Origin of the sequence: Actinokineospora pegani, from assembly GCF_009745975.1 — a bacterium.
GTDB lineage: Bacteria > Actinomycetota > Actinomycetes > Mycobacteriales > Pseudonocardiaceae > Actinokineospora > Actinokineospora pegani.
Genome location: NZ_WHOL01000048.1, coordinates 48570 through 62891, shown reverse-complemented (window position 1 = coordinate 62891; position 14322 = coordinate 48570). Strand labels below are relative to the sequence as shown.

The window sequence follows — 14322 nt, the reverse complement described above, 5'->3', positions numbered from 1 at the left end:
GGCGGGCGCGGTGGTCACCGGACGGCAGCGGCCCCGCACCGAACCGGTGCGGGGCCGCGCTGTGGAGCAGGTCCGTCAGGCGCCTGCGGCGATGTCGGAGTCCTCGTTGTTCTCGGGCTTGTCCGCGGACTTGACGTTCTTGCCGTTGGTGCGGCGGCGGGTGCCCTGGCGGGGGAGGGTGGTGGGCGGGGGCGGGGTGGGCTGGCCGCCGCCGAGCATGAGTTCGGCGAAGGTGGCCATGGCCTCGTCGAGGTGGCCGCCGATGCGGCGGACGGACTCGTCGTTGCTGCGGCGGACCAGGGTCTCCACCGAGTCGGAGTCGGGGCGGTGCGAGAGGGTGCCCTCGACCTTGCTCAGGCTGCGCTCGATGGTGCCGCCGAGGTCGCCCAGCTTGACGGCGAAGCCGTCCTCGACCGCGTCCAGGCGGGTGGTCATGGTGTCGAGGCGCGAGGTGACCTTCTCCAGGCGCTGGGCGAGCTGCTCGAGGCGCTCGCTGGCGTCGACGGTCTCGCGGGTCTCCTGCAGCGCGTCGCGCAGGGCGCCGGTGGCCTCGTCGAGCTTGCCCGTGACGGCGTCGCGGGAGTCGCCGACCGAACCGGCCAGCGTCTCGCGGGTCGCGTCGAGCGAACCGGCGAGCGCCTCGCGCGAGGACTCGACCGAGCCCGCCAGCGACTCGCGGGCCGACTCGACCGAACCGGCCACCGCGTCGCGGGCCGTCTCGACCGAGCCCAGGACGGTGTCGAGCTTGCCGTGCACCGAGTCCGAGGTCTCGGTGAAGCGGCCGTGCAGCGCGTTGGTGGAGTCGGTGACCTTGCCCTGCACCCCGTCGACCTTGCCCGCGACGGCCTCGACCTTGCCGGTCAGCGCCTCGCCCGCCTCGGTGAGCTGGCGGGCCAGCACGTCCTTGGTGCCGTCGAGGTGCTCGTGCACGCCCTCGTCGACCTCGTCGATGCGGCCGCGCAGCGCGGTCTCGAGGATCTCGACCCGCTCGCGGACCGGGCCGAGCACCAGGCCGGGCACCTGGTCGACCTTGGCGTCCTGCTTGTCCAGGTGGTGGTCGAGCTCGTCGATGCGGCGGTGGATGCTGGTGAGCTTGTCCTCCAGGCCGTCCATCCGACCCGCGACACCCTCGAACCGGCCCGCCACGCCGTCGAGCCGACCGTCGAGCTGGGCGAACGGGGTCGCCAGCTTGTCGACGATGCTCTCCACGGCCCGCCCGATCGCGGCGATCGCCGTGTCCTGCGCCTCGAGCTTGCCCATCGCCTCGTCGAGCCGCTCGGCCAGCACGCTGACCTCGGTCCGGTCGGGCATCTCCGACAGCCGCTTGCGCACCGACCCGATGGACTCCAGCGGCGACAGCCTGGCGTGGATCTCGTCCAGGGCGTCGAAGATCTGCTGTTGTTCACTCTCACGGATCTCGGCCGCGCGCGTGAGCATGTTGCGCATCCGGTCGAACGACACCGCGGGGCTGTTTTCGTTCACGGAGGTGACCTTCGTCCTGGGGGATGGGTGTTGGGGGCGCGCCTGCTGTGGAGACACCGAGGAGGAGCCTAGCCACTCCCAGAAGGCGTCCATACACCACCTGTTGCTTGTCATCGGTCCAGACACGCAGGTTTGAACCATTCGGCCGACATCCTGCCAGCGGTTGCTGGAGTCGCGGCGTACCTTACGTGACGGTTTGGTTACTCGGACGGGTGACTCCTCGGCGAGTACCGTACGGACATGTCGACGTCCATTGACCAGCGGCCCGTCGTCCCGGTGACCCCGGACGCGTTGCTGCGCGCACCCAAGGTGCTCCTGCACGACCACCTCGACGGCGGTTTGCGCCCCGCCACGGTCCTCGAACTCGCCGAGTCCGCAGGCTACCGCGACCTCCCCGCCACCGACGCCACCGCGCTCGGGACCTGGTTCCGCGAGGCGGCCGACTCCGGCTCGCTGGTGCGGTACCTGGAGACCTTCGCCCACACCTGCGGCGTGCTGCAGGACGAGGCCGCGCTCGTGCGGGTGGCCGCCGAGTGCGCCGAGGACCTCGCCGACGACGGGGTCGTCTACGCCGAGGTCCGCTACGCCCCCGAGCTGTTCACCGAGAAGGACCTGGGCCTCGACACCATCGTGCGCGCGGTGCAGGCCGGGTTCCGCGAGGGCGAGGCGCGCGCCGCGGCCAAGGGCAAGACCATCCGCGTGGGCACGCTGCTGTGCGCGATGCGCCAGAACGCCCGGTCGCTGGAGATCGCGGAGCTGGCGGTGCGCCACCGCGACGCCGGGGTGGTCGGCTTCGACATCGCCGGGCCGGAGGCGGGCTTCCCGCCCACCCGCAACCTCGACGCCTTCGAGTACCTGCGCCAGCAGAACGCGCACTTCACCATCCACGCGGGCGAGGCGTTCGGGCTGCCCTCGATCTGGGAGGCCATCCAGCACTGCGGCGCCGAGCGGCTCGGGCACGGCGTGCGGATCGTCGACGACATCGAGGTCGACCCGGACGGGACCGCGCGCCTGGGCAGGCTGGCCGGCTACGTGCGGGACCGCCGCATCCCGCTGGAGATGTGCCCGTCGTCCAACGTGCAGACCGGGGCGGCGCCGTCGATCGGCGAGCACCCCATCGGGCTGCTGGCGCGGTTGCGGTTCCGGGTCACGGTCAACACCGACAACCGGCTGATGAGCGGCTGCTCGATGACCTCGGAGATGCAGGCGCTCGTGGACGCGTTCGGCTTCGGCTGGACCGACCTGCAGCGGTTCACCGTCAACGCCATGAAGTCGGCGTTCATCGGCTTCGACGAGCGGCTGGCGGTCATCGAGGACGTCATCAAGCCCGGCTACGCCGCGATCCAGGCGGGCTGAGCACGACAGCGCCGGGTGGCCCGCGGGGGGACCACCCGGCGCTCACGCCGTCACCGCTTCGGGGTCAGTGCACCGACAGGCGGTTCTCGAAGGCCTGCACCAGCTTCCGCCACGCCTCGGCCTCGCTGTCGAACGGCGCGCTCGGCGCCATCCGGGTGGGGTCCGGCGACAGGATGTAGCTGACCAGCCAGCCCAGGCTCTCCGACTGGCCCAGCGCCTCGCCGACCGACTCGTCGTCGGCCCAGTCGGCGGCGTCGGTCAGCAGCTCGACGGCCAGGTCGAGCTGCACCGGGTCGACCGCGTCGACGCCCTCGCCCAGGTCCTCGCCGAGTCCGGCCAGCACGTAGGTGTTGTCGGCGTCCGGCTCCAGGTCCAGGCTGCCGTCGGTCGCCTTGGCCGCGACCTCGTCCCAGGTGGAGACGTCGGTCAGGTCGTTGTCGGACAGGTCCTCGGTGGCCAGGAACTTGGCCAGCGCGCGCGGCGAGCGGGCGACGTCGATCTTGCCGTCGGCGCCGAGGAAGACCGGCTCGTCGTCGAGGTAGCAGCGCAGCGTGTAGTACTCCACGCCATCGGCGATGATCTTGATCGGGTCGATGCCGACCTCGGCCCAGAAGCCCACCGGGCCGGCCTCGGCCTCGGCGTCCTCATCATCGGTGCCCGCGACGGTGACGATCTCGATGTCCTCGGACTCGTCATCGATCTCGGCGGCCTCGGCCTGGAACTCGGCCAGCTCCGCGCTGGACTTCTCCAGCGCGGCCTCGTCGACCTCGGGCACGGTGACCACGTCGTCGAGGGCGTCGAGGACCTCGTCCCAGCGCTCGGAGATGGTCTCGGCCAGGTCGGTCCACAGCTTCTCGCCGTCGCGGCCGGTGAACGGGAAGGTGCCCTGGTCCAGCACGGAGAACCCGGCGGCGGAGTCCAGGACGGTGTGCACCTCGTCGAGCTCGCACACGTCGGCCAGCGAGCGCACGATGTTGACGATGTCGGCCAGCTCGCCGACGGTCCAGGTGTCGGGGTCCTCGGCCACCAGCTCCGGCACGCCGACCAGGTCGTACTGGTGGGCGTCGGCGGGCATCAGCTCGGCCACCGACAGCGCGGGCACCAGGTGCCACGCCGGGTGGTCGGACAGGTCGTGCTCCTCGGTGGTCCGCACGAATGCGGCCAGGTGCGCCGCGTCCGGGAACGCGAAGAGGTCGTCCTCGTGCCCGAGGAACGCCTCCCACTCCTCGCCGTCCTCCCGCCAGCGCGGAGCCCACAGCGTGACGACGTCACCCTGCGGCAGACGCAGCTCGATCGGGACGATGTCCTGGGCCATTGGAGGTCCTCCTGGTCGCACAGCCATCAGCCTGCGTGCCCGCGCGCACGCCGGTCGGCAGCCTACGGGGTCTGGATCTCCGCGCCGAACCCCCGGGGGGATTTCCGCTGGTTCCCCCCGCGGGGGGCACCCCGGGTCACCGCCGTCACCGGTCCGAGCGCAGCGATGAGATGTCGAAGGCCAGCGGGTCGTCGGGGTCCCAGTCGTCGTCGGCGGCCTGGCCGCGGCTGGACGCGGAGCCGTCGGCGCGGCGCAGCCGCTCCTCGCGCCTGCGCATGAACTCCTCTGCGGTGATGCCGCCGCTGTCGCGCCTGGCCGGGGCCGGGCGGCCGGAGAGCTGCTCGATGGCGTAGGTCATCCCGTCGCCGAGCAGCGGGGCCAGCCGGTTGTAGGCGGCCTGGGTGGCCTGGGCCATCGCCGCCTCGGCGACCAGCACGATCAGCCTGCCGAGCTGGTCGGCGCCCCAGCGCACGGCGTCCTGGCGCAGCCACAGCTCGACCAGCCTTCCCCGGCCGTCGACGGTGACCCGGACGCTCTGGTGGTTGTCGGTCGCGGTGCCGCGCACCTGCCCCAGGACCGCGTCGACGCCCTCGAGCGCCTTCTGCCGCTCCAGGCCGTCGGCGATGACCTGGGCCGTGCTGCGCTCGACGACCTCGCGCTCGCTCACGGCCCCCTCCGCCGCTCACGCGGGCCCAGCGGGCTGTCGTAGACGGTGTCCTGGGCGATCTCGTCCTCGTCGAGCGGCTGGTAGCCCAGCGACGCCAGGTGCTTCTCGCCCTCGGGCCCCAGCACGGGGGCCAGGGTGGCGTGCATGGTCGCGCCCGCGCGCCGGGTGGCGGCCCCGGCCAGCGCGGTGATCTGCGCGGCCAGCGCCTCGGCGCCCATCCGCAGCGCCCCCGGGGTCAGCGCGACCTCCGAGAGCAGCCCGCCCGGCCGCACGGTGACGCTCACCCCGCCGTCGCCGCTGACCGCCTGCCCGGTGACCGGGCCGACGACCCTGGCCCGCGCGTGCTCCTCGGTCTGCCGCACGCGGCTGGCCACCGCGTCCAGCTCCCGGTTGATGTCGATCTCCACGTGCTGCCCGTCCCTCAGCCGGTCGGTCGGTAGAAGCCGACGAAGGGCATGCCCGAGTTCGTCGTGCGCAGCGGCCCGACCTGCACCGGGTCGCCCGCCTCGACGATCTGCCCGTTGCCGATGTACATCGCCACGTGCCCCTCCCAGCACACCAGGTCGCCGGGGAGCAACTGGTCGGCGCTGGGCACCTCGGCCCCGATGTCCTGCTCGCGGGAGGTGCGCGGGATCTCCAGGCCGCCCTCGCCGTAGGCGTACTGGGTCAGGCCGGAGCAGTCCAGGCCGGACCCGGGCGCGGTGCCGCCCCAGACGTAGGGCACGCCGAGCTGGCTCAGCGCCGCGCGCACGGCCTTGGCCGCGGTCTCGTTGGGCGCCATGACGGTGCTGCCGTCGGGCAGGTTGACCGCCACCCCCGTGCCCGGCTGCGGCGGGATGGCCACCGGAAGCCTGCGCTTGGTGACCGCGCCCCCACCGCCGCCGCCACCCCCGCTGTAGCCGCCACCGCCGCCACCGCCTCCGCCCCCGCCGCTCTGGCGGGAGTTGTAGGCGGCGGGCGCGGGTGGGGCCGCGGTCGCGGACTGGGGCGAGGTCGAACCGCCGCCGCCACCGTTGATCTGGTCGACGACGCCGGTCAGCTTGCCCATGACGTCCTGCAGGTTCAGCGACGTGTCGCCGGTCAGCCTGGAGGCGTGGGTGGCCAACTCGGTGAGCTTCTGCTGCGCGCCCGCGGTGTCGCCCGCCTGGCGCAGCGCCGCCGCGGCCTGCAGCAGCTCTGCGGCCTTGCGGTTGAACGCGTCGATCTGGTCCTGGTTGACCTTCTGGCCGACCTTGAGGATCTCACCCGCCCGCTGGACCGCCTGCTGGACCTGGGCGCTGTACTCGCCGAGCTGCTTGCCGGTCACCTGCTGCGCGCTGGTGTCCTGGTCGTAGCGGGTCGCGCCCTGCCCGGTCCAGCCCGAGCGCAGACTGCCGGCCTGCCTGCCCGCGTCCTCGCCGACGGTGCTCAGCGTGCTGGCGAACCCGTTGTGCGCCCGGCCGACCTGGTCGATCGCCGCGTCGTCGGTGGCCAGGTGCCGCTGCGCGGTGGCCGCGGGCTGGATCATCGGCTCCAGCAGCTGCTGCACGGGCGCGCTCACGTGTGATCACCCGCCGCCCGGCGCAGGGACAGCCCGGCGTCCTCCTCGGTGCCCTGGATGTTGGTCCAGGTGTTGCGCACCGCGTCGACCGTCCCGCCCAGCGAGTCGGCCAGGCCGCGCACCCGCTCCTGCTGGCCCACCGTCGCGTTGCGGATGGCCTGGCTCAGCCCGACCTCACTGCCGATCTTGGAGAAGGCGTGCTCGGCGAAGTCCGTCCGCCCGTGCGTGTCCGCCGCGGTGTGCAACTGGTCGGCCAGCGGGCGCACGGCGGAGGTGTACGCGGCGAACGCGTCCTCCTCGCCGTGGTACCCGCCGACGTCGGAGACCCCCGGAGGTGGTGTTCCTGGTGTGCTCATGGCTGTCCCCCATTCCTTGCTCGCCGAGTGTGACGCCCCCCGGCGCCATTCGGCTCCCTTTCGCTCGGATCGGTCCGGTCAGACACCCGTCGGGTGCCACACGGTCTTGGTCTCCAGCACCGCCCGCAGCCTGCCGATGTCCGGCCGCTCGGCCCAGTCGGGCTCCTCCAGCGGCGTGCGCAGCACCCGCTTCACCGTGCCCGCCGCCGCCTCCTCGAGCCCCTTGCGCTGCTCGGCGTGCGCCCCGGTCAGGTCGAGGGCGTTGACGTCGGCGTGCGAGGCCAGCCACGGGGCCAGCTCCGCGGTGTGCCCGGTCAGCAGGTTCACCACGCCGCCGGGCACGTCCGAGGTCGCCAGCACCTCCGACAGGGTGATCGCGGGCAGCGGCCGGTCCTGGCTGCCGACCACGACCGCGGTCGACCCGGTCGCCAGCACCGGGGCCAGCACGCTGACCAGGCCGAGCAGGCTCGACCGCTGCGGGGCGAGCACCCCGACGACCCCGGTCGGCTCCGGCACGGAGAACGAGAAGTACGGCCCGGCCACCGGGTTCGCCGCGCCGAGCACGGTGGCGAGCTTGTCGGTCCAGCCCGCGTACCAGACCCACCGGTCGATGGCGGTGTCGACGAGCGCCTGCGCCCGCTTGGCCGCGACGCCCTCGGACGCGGCGACCTCGGCGATGAACTGCTCGCGCCGCCCCTCCAGGACCTCGGCGACCCGGTAGAGCACCTGGCCGCGGTTGTACGCGGTGGCCCCGGACCACTTCTTGAACGCCCCGCGCGCGGCGACGACGGCCTCGCGCAGGTCCTTGCGGGAGGCCTGCGCGGCGTTGGCGAGGAACTTGCCCTTGGCGTCGGCGACCGGGTAGGTGCGGCCCGACTCCGAGCGGGGGAAGGCCCCGCCCAGGTAGAGCTTGTACGTCTTGGCGACGGAGATGCGGTCAGACATCGAGGTAGGCCTCCAAGCCCGCGCGGCCGCCCTCGCGGCCGAACCCGGACTCCTGGTAGCCGCCGAAGGGGGCGGTCGGGTCGAAGCGGTTGAAGGTGTTGGCCCAGACCACGCCCGCGCGCAGCTTGTCGGCCATCCACAGGATGCGCGAGCCCTTCTCGGTCCAGATGCCCGCCGACAGGCCGTAGGGGGTGTTGTTGGCCTTGGCCACGGCCTCGTCCGGGGTGCGGAAGGTCAGCACCGACAGCACCGGGCCGAAGATCTCCTCGCGGGCGATGCGCATGGCCTGGCTGACGTCGGCGAAGACGGTGGGGGCGAAGAAGAACCCCTTGTCCGGCACCGGGCACGGGCTGGTCCAGCGCTTGGCGCCCTCGGCCTCGCCGGAGGCCACCAGCTCCTGGATCTTGGTGAGCTGCGCGCGCGAGTTGATCGCGCCGACGTCGGTGTTCTTGTCCAGCGGGTCGCCCACGCGCAGCGTCGCCACCCGCTTGTGCAGCTTGTCCAGCAGCTCCTCGGCCACCGACTCCTGCACCAGCAGTCGCGAGCCCGCGCAGCACACGTGGCCCTGGTTGAAGAAGATCCCGTTGACGATGCCCTCGACGGCCTGGTCGAGCGGGGCGTCGTCGAAGACGATGTTGGCCGCCTTGCCGCCCAGCTCCAGGGTCAGCTTCTTGCCGGTGCCCGCCAGCGAGCGCTGGATGGACTTGCCGACGTCGGTCGAGCCGGTGAAGGCCACCTTGCGCACGCCGGGGTGCCCGACCACGGCCGCGCCCACCTCGCCCGCGCCGGGCAGGATGTTGACCACACCTGGCGGCAGCTCGGCCTGCTGGATGATCTCGGCCAGCACCAGCGCGGTCAGCGGGGTCGTCTCGGCGGGCTTGAGCACGACGGTGTTGCCGCAGGCCAGCGCGGGGGCGATCTTCCACGCGGCCATCAGCAGCGGGAAGTTCCACGGGATGACCTGCCCCGCCACGCCCAGCGGCCGGGGGTCGGGCCCGTAGCCCGCGTGGTCGAGCTTGTCGGCCCAGCCCGCGTGGTAGAAGAAGTGCGCCGAGGCAGTCGGGACGTCGACGTCGCGCGATTCCCTGATCGGCTTGCCGTTGTCCAGCGACTCCAGCACGGCCAGCTCGCGGGCGCGCTCGGCGATCAGCCGCGCGACGCGGAAGATGTACTTGGCCCGCTCGGCGCCGGGCATCCGGCCCCAGACCTTGTCCTGCGCCCGCTGCGCGGCCTTCACGGCCTTGTCGACGTCGGCGGAGCCGGCCGTGGAGACCTCCGCGAGCACCTCCTCGGTGGCCGGGTTGATCGACTTGAGCGGCTCGCCGCCGCCCTCGACGAACTCGCCGTCGAGGAACATGCGGTAGTTGGGCTTGAGGTTGGCGATGGCCCGCGATTCCGGCGCGGGCGCGTACTCCCAGGAGGGCATCTCAATCCACCGTCACGTAGTCGGGGCCGCTGTAGTGGCCCTGGAGCTGGGTCCGCCGCTGCATGAGCAGGTCGTTGAGCAGGCTGGACGCGCCGAAGCGGAACAGGCGCGGGTCGAGCCACCGCTCGCCCGCGACCTCGCGCACGGCCACCAGGTACCGGATGGCGTCCTTGGTCGTGCGGATGCCGCCCGCGGGCTTGACCCCGCGCAGCTCGCCGGTGGTGGCGTGCCAGTCGTGCACCGCCTGCAGCATCACGTGGGTCACCGGCAGCGTCGCGGCGGGGGACACCTTGCCGGTGGAGGTCTTGATGAAGTCGCCGCCCGCGAGCAGCCCCAGCCAGGACGCGCGGCGCACGTTGTCGTAGGTGGCCAGCTCGCCGGTCTCCAGGATGACCTTGAGGTGCGCGTCGCCGCAGGCCGCCTTCACCTGCTGGATCTCGTCGAAGACCTGCCCGTAGCGGCCGGAGAGGAACGCGCCCCGGTCGATCACCATGTCGATCTCGGTCGCCCCCGCCTCGACGGCGTAGGCGGTGTCGGCCAGCTTGACCGCCAGGCTCGAGCGCCCGGAGGGGAACGCCGTGGCCACGCTGGCCACGCCGACCCCGGTGCCCGCCAGCTCGGCCACCGCGGTGGCCGCCATGTCCGGGTACACGCAGATCGCCGCGACCCTGGGCACCTCGGGCGCGTCCGGGTCGGGCCTGCGGCCCTTGGCGCACAGCGACCGCACCTTGCCCGCGGTGTCGGCGCCCTCGAGGGTTGTCAGGTCGACCATCGAGATAGCCATGTCGATGGCCCACAGCTTGCTGGCCTTCTTGATGCTGCGGGTCGCCAGACCGGCGGCGCGCTGCTCCACCCCGACCGCGTCCACCCCGGGCAGGCCGTGCAGGAACCGGCGCAGGGAGGTCTCGTCCCGCACCGCGTCGGCGAACGCGGGCGGTGGCCCGGTGTCCGCCGCTGGCGACGTCTTCGTCTCTGGCATGGGCCTGAGTTTAGGGCCAGGGGCCGACTTCGCGGCCCGGTCGCGCCCCGCCTGTGGACAACTCAGGGGACCAGGACGACTCGACGAGCCAGTGGGCCGCCCCGGCCTGCCAGCTCCCGTGCCCGCCGGACCCCAACCCGCGGGCTCCTCAGCCGCTAAGAGCCGGACGACACCGTGGCGCGGTCGATGCGGGCGACGGTGACCGGGTCGGCGGCGCGCTCGGGTTCACGGCCGCCGCGCAGGATCGCCCGCCACACCTGGGGGTCGTACTCGGCGGGGGCGGTCTCGCGGATGAACGAGGTCAGCACCGAGATGAACTTGGCGGGCTCGCTCTGGTGCGGGAAGTGCCCGGAGCGGTCGAAGACCTCCAGGACGCTGCCGGGCATCGCCTCGTGGGCGAGCCGCGCGTGCGCGGAGGGGACGATGCGGTCCCGCGTGCCCCACATGAGCATCGTGGGGATGCCCCTGGTCAGGTAGCAGCGGTCGAGCATGGTGACCACCTGGCCGCGCAGATCGACCACGGAGCGCAGGGTGCGCAGGAACGCGGTCCTGGCCCGCGGGTCGCGCAGCGCCGCGTAGCGCTCCAGCGCGTAGGTCAGGTCCGGGCCGAAGTCGAGGCCGGTGCGCCGCAGCAGCGGCATCATCCCGGCGACGAGCGCGCGGACCGGCGCGGCGGCGATGAACGGCATGGCCAGCTCCGCCCCGGGCATCGCCGCGACGCGCAGCGCCGGGTGCACCTCGCGGCCCACGCCACCGCTGCTGACCAGCACGAGCCGTTCGCAGCGCTCGGGGAACTGGTAGGCGAACTGCATCGCGACCCCGCCGCCGAGGGAGTGGCCGACGACGGTCACGCGGTCCACGTCCAGCACGCTGAGCAGGTCGCGCATCCCGCACGCGTACGCCCCCGCGGCGTAGTCGGCGCGCGGCTTGTCGGACTTGCCGTGCCCGAGCAGGTCCGGGGCGATGACGGTGTGGTCGCGCGCGAGCGTGGACAGCACGCGCAGCCACGTGCCGGAGTTGTCGCTGATCCCGTGCACGAGCAGGACCGCGGGACCGCTGCCCGCCATCCGGAACGCGCGCTTGTAGCCGTGGATCGTGCGGAACCGCAGACCGACGTGGTCGAGTTCGTGGGAGCTGGACCGGGGGACCACGCTCAGGCCTTCGCTCATCCGCCCATTGGGCGCTCCCGGTGTTGTGCCGCCGTCACCACCGCGTTGCGGCTGGGTTGCCGGTTCTATTCCACTGTGGACCTAGTCGGTGACCTGGGGGAGCTTCAGCTCGATCCGGACGCCGTCGTGGGTGCGCCTGGTCACCGCGCAGCAGGCCACCTCGACGCCGGTGGCCAGCAGCGCCCGCACCGGCTGCTCGTAGCGCAGGCTCATGGCGTAGGTCAACTGACCGACCCGCTGCCCGCCGATCCGCACCTCGATGGCGCTCTCGCCCTGGTAGCGGCCGCTGGTGATGCCGCAGAAGCCCAGGGTCACCAGCACGTCCCTGCTGCTCTGCCCCGCGACGGGCGCGTGTGCGGCGAGCGTGTCCTGGTGCTCTTCCTCGCGGGTGGCCGAGCAGGTCCGCTCATCCCAGAGCTGCACGCGAGAGCTCGTCGCGTAGGCGACCATCGGGTCCCGCTCGCCGGTGAACACCTCGAGGTCACGCGGGGGCGACAGCAGCAGGTAGACCCCGTACGGGGCGTCGCCGCCGCCGGTGATGCGGGCCGGGCAGGTGCCGACCTGGCCGCGCTCGCCGATCCTGGTCAGCACCGGCTGGTACTCGCGGCCGATCTCGCCGGGCAGCGTGCCCGCGGTGACGTTGCGCCCGTCGATCAGCACGTCCACCCGGACCGCGCCCCGGTTGTCGGGCACCAGCGCCGCCGTGGCGTGCAGGTGATCGCCCGCGGCCTGGCCGACCGCGGCGGCCAACAACCCGTTCTGGTGCGCGCCCGCGGCGAGCACCGGGACCCGCCCGTGGTCGGGCAGCGAGACCCGGTCACCCGGGATGGGCGCGCAGGGGCGCGCCGACGAGCGCTTGCGGTGGAACGGCCACATAGCGGGGCACCTCCGGCGGGGACGGACGCGTCGCCCCCCTATCGGTGTGATGGGTGGCGCTGTAACACCGCGCGTCGGACAAGAGATGCGGCTCACTACTCGATCTGGTCGCGTTCGCGCTTGCGCTTGCGCTTCTTGGGTGGGCGCACCTCGACCCCGCCCATGATGGCGAAGCCGGTGATCCGCACGACCGGCGCCCCGGGCGGCCCGATCTGGTTGGAGACCTTGCGGCCCTCGAAGCCGCCCATGAGCCCGGACCCGGTCACGTACACGGTGATGTCCGGCGGGACGGTGATCTCCACGCCGCCCATCAGGGCGAACGCCTGGATCACGGTCTCCTCCTCCTCGAACCGCGCCTGCGTCAGGTCGAGTTCCACCCCGCCCATCACCGCGACTGCGTTGAACGTCGGCGGCACCGTCCACACCCCGGAGCGCTCGGCGCCGGACATGACCGCGAACGCGCCGTTGCTGGTGCCCCGGCCCCCGATCATCGACGTGGACTGGTGCGGTGCGGGCGTCGTGCCGGGCAGGTGCGGCACGGGCGGGTTCTGCGGGACCTGCACGAGCTCCTGGCCGGGCAGGTCGCGCAGCACCGGCTGCAACTCGCCGAAGGTCTTGGCGGCGTAGACGACGTCCAGCCGCTCTTCCATCTCGGTGACAGTCAATCGGCCATCGGCCATCGCGTCGTGCAAGACCTTGGCATAGCGCTCACGGTCGGTGTTGGAGGCGCGCATCTCCTCCGGACCCGGGCTGCTGGGCTGCTCGCTCACACGTGCGAGGGTAGCGGTTCCCGTGCTCAGTAGTAGAGGGGTTCTGCCCGGTCAACCGCTACGGTGTCGCCCCATGGACGTCCTGACCGTGGACCACCCCCTGGCCAAAGCCCGCCTCACCGTCATGCGGGACGCGCGAACCGACTCGGCCACCTTCCGCGCGGCGCTGCAAGAGCTCACCGTCATGCTCACCTACGAGGCCATGCGCGGCGCCGAGGTCCGCACCGAGCGCATCCACACGCCGGTCGCCCGCACCGACGGGCACTGGCTGGCCAACCCGCCGCTGCTCGTGCCGGTCCTGCGGGCGGGCCTGGGCATGGCCGACCAGGCGCACAAGCTCATCCCGGACGCCCAGATGGGCTTCGTCGGCCTGGCCCGCGACGAGGAGACCCTGCAGCCCACGCCGTACATGGAGTCGCTGCCGGAGTCCCTGGCCGGTCGCCCGGTGTTCGTGCTGGACCCGATGCTGGCCACGGGCGGCTCGATGGTCTACACGATCAAGCTGCTGGTGGAGCGCGGCGCCTCCGACGTGACCGCCATCTGCGTGCTGGCCGCCCCGGAGGGCATCGAGGCGCTGTCCAAGGCAGGCCTGCCGGTGCGCTTGGTGACGTCGAGCGTCGACGAGCGCCTGAACGACTCGGGCTTCATCGTCCCCGGCCTCGGCGACGCGGGCGACCGCCAGTACGGGGCTGTCTAGCCGGTCAGGGCGAGGAGGTCGCCGAGCAGGCGGGCCCGGCGGTCTCGCTCCTGCTCGTCGCGGGCCGGGCGCCAGGGGCAGGCGATGTCCACGGCGACCACCCGGCCGGTGGTCAGCACCCGCCGCGCCGCGTCGAGCACGTCGCGCTGGGCGGGGCCGTTCGGAGCGGGGAAGCGCATGCCCGGCTGCTCGTCGGCGTCGATCACGTCCACGTCGACGTGCAGCACCAGCGGGCCCTCGGGCAGCAGTTCGGCGCTGAGCGCGGTGACGGGGTGGCGCCGCAGGTCGCTGGTGGACAGGTAGCGCACCTCGGCGGGGTCGAGGTCCCGCGCGTCGACCAGCACCGCCTGGCGCTCGGTCAGCGGGCGGAGCCCGAGCGGGGTGGCGAACCGCTCCGCGTGCGCGCCCATCGCCAGCCGCAGCGCCATGCCGCCGAGGTAGCCCGAGGTCGAGGTCTCGAGGGTGTGCACGTCGCCATGCGCGTCGAACCAGACCACCGAGGGGTCCAGCCCAGCGCGCTGCGCGCCCGTGATCGTCGCGTTCGCGACCAGGCAGTCACCGGACACCACCACGGGGGTCTCCCCGATCCGGGCGGCGACCCGGTCGGCGACCGCGTCCGCCAGCGCGACCAGGCGGGTCCAGGTGTCGCCGTCGGGCAACGCGGGCTCGACGGTCTCGGCCGTCAGCGGGATGTCGCCGTCGGGCAGGCGTTCGTCCTGGTGGTACGGCACGAGGATGGTCACG

The 14322-nt window shown here is 72.9% G+C and carries 15 protein-coding genes; 2 read left to right on the top strand and 13 right to left on the bottom strand.

Annotation, left to right across the window (positions count from 1 at the left end; translation table 11 throughout):
- Window positions 1–75: 75 nt before the first annotated feature.
- Window positions 76–1482 (bottom strand): apolipoprotein A1/A4/E domain-containing protein, encoded by a 1407-nt coding sequence (locus tag GCL84_RS04450; protein ID WP_156754049.1) that lies wholly within the window; start codon window positions 1480–1482, stop codon window positions 76–78.
- A gap of 240 nt (window positions 1483–1722) precedes the next feature.
- Between GCL84_RS04450 and GCL84_RS04445 the strand changes: the two genes are divergently transcribed.
- Window positions 1723–2838, top strand: coding sequence for an adenosine deaminase (locus GCL84_RS04445; RefSeq protein ID WP_156754048.1), 1116 nt, complete (start codon window positions 1723–1725; stop codon window positions 2836–2838).
- A 64-nt stretch (window positions 2839–2902) separates the two neighbouring features.
- On the opposite strand, the gene GCL84_RS04440 is transcribed toward GCL84_RS04445, so the two are convergent.
- From GCL84_RS04440 to GCL84_RS04390, 11 genes are all read right to left on the bottom strand, one after another.
- Window positions 2903–4153, bottom strand: a complete 1251-nt coding sequence (locus GCL84_RS04440; protein ID WP_156754047.1) for a primosomal protein — start codon at window positions 4151–4153, stop codon at window positions 2903–2905.
- Between the two features lie 145 nt (window positions 4154–4298).
- A complete protein-coding gene (locus GCL84_RS04435; protein ID WP_156754046.1) occupies window positions 4299–4820 on the bottom strand; it encodes a YbaB/EbfC family nucleoid-associated protein in 522 nt (173 codons plus the stop codon).
- Window positions 4817–5227, bottom strand: coding sequence for a YbaB/EbfC family DNA-binding protein (locus GCL84_RS04430; protein ID WP_156754045.1), 411 nt, complete (start codon window positions 5225–5227; stop codon window positions 4817–4819). The genes GCL84_RS04435 and GCL84_RS04430 overlap by 4 nt, the downstream gene beginning before the upstream one ends.
- A gap of 14 nt (window positions 5228–5241) precedes the next feature.
- The gene (locus tag GCL84_RS04425) at window positions 5242–6360 is read right to left on the bottom strand and encodes a bifunctional WXG100 family type VII secretion target/C40 family peptidase (protein ID WP_235925988.1); all 1119 of its coding nucleotides are present in this window, start codon (window positions 6358–6360) and stop codon (window positions 5242–5244) included.
- Window positions 6357–6716 (bottom strand): hypothetical protein, encoded by a 360-nt coding sequence (locus GCL84_RS04420; RefSeq protein ID WP_156754044.1) that lies wholly within the window; start codon window positions 6714–6716, stop codon window positions 6357–6359. The genes GCL84_RS04425 and GCL84_RS04420 overlap by 4 nt, the downstream gene beginning before the upstream one ends.
- A 78-nt stretch (window positions 6717–6794) precedes the next feature.
- On the bottom strand, window positions 6795–7661 hold the full coding sequence (locus tag GCL84_RS04415; RefSeq protein ID WP_156754043.1) for an aldehyde dehydrogenase family protein: 867 nt from the start codon (window positions 7659–7661) through the stop codon (window positions 6795–6797).
- On the bottom strand, window positions 7654–9087 hold the full coding sequence (locus tag GCL84_RS04410) for an aldehyde dehydrogenase family protein (RefSeq protein ID WP_156754042.1): 1434 nt from the start codon (window positions 9085–9087) through the stop codon (window positions 7654–7656). Before GCL84_RS04410 ends, GCL84_RS04415 begins: the two co-directional genes overlap by 8 nt.
- Window position 9088: 1 nt before the next feature.
- Window positions 9089–10066, bottom strand: a complete 978-nt coding sequence (gene deoC, locus GCL84_RS04405; RefSeq protein WP_156754041.1) for a deoxyribose-phosphate aldolase — start codon at window positions 10064–10066, stop codon at window positions 9089–9091.
- Window positions 10067–10221: 155 nt separating this feature from the next.
- The gene (locus GCL84_RS04400) at window positions 10222–11235 is read right to left on the bottom strand and encodes an alpha/beta fold hydrolase (RefSeq protein ID WP_156754040.1); all 1014 of its coding nucleotides are present in this window, start codon (window positions 11233–11235) and stop codon (window positions 10222–10224) included.
- A gap of 81 nt (window positions 11236–11316) precedes the next feature.
- A complete protein-coding gene (locus GCL84_RS04395; protein ID WP_156754039.1) occupies window positions 11317–12111 on the bottom strand; it encodes a hypothetical protein in 795 nt (264 codons plus the stop codon).
- Window positions 12112–12206: 95 nt separating this feature from the next.
- Complete coding sequence (locus tag GCL84_RS04390) at window positions 12207–12881, bottom strand: DUF1707 SHOCT-like domain-containing protein (protein ID WP_156754038.1); 675 nt, start codon at window positions 12879–12881, stop codon at window positions 12207–12209.
- 73 nt (window positions 12882–12954) lie between these two features.
- On the opposite strand from GCL84_RS04390, the gene upp reads away from it, so the two are divergent.
- Window positions 12955–13578: a uracil phosphoribosyltransferase gene (gene upp, locus GCL84_RS04385; RefSeq protein ID WP_156754037.1), complete on the top strand. Its 624-nt coding sequence runs from the start codon at window positions 12955–12957 to the stop codon at window positions 13576–13578.
- Here upp and GCL84_RS04380 read toward each other — a convergent pair.
- The gene (locus tag GCL84_RS04380; RefSeq protein WP_197523014.1) at window positions 13575–14321 is read right to left on the bottom strand and encodes an arginase family protein; all 747 of its coding nucleotides are present in this window, start codon (window positions 14319–14321) and stop codon (window positions 13575–13577) included. The two genes, upp and GCL84_RS04380, sit on opposite strands and share 4 nt — an antisense overlap.
- Between the last annotated feature and the right edge of the window lies 1 nt (window position 14322).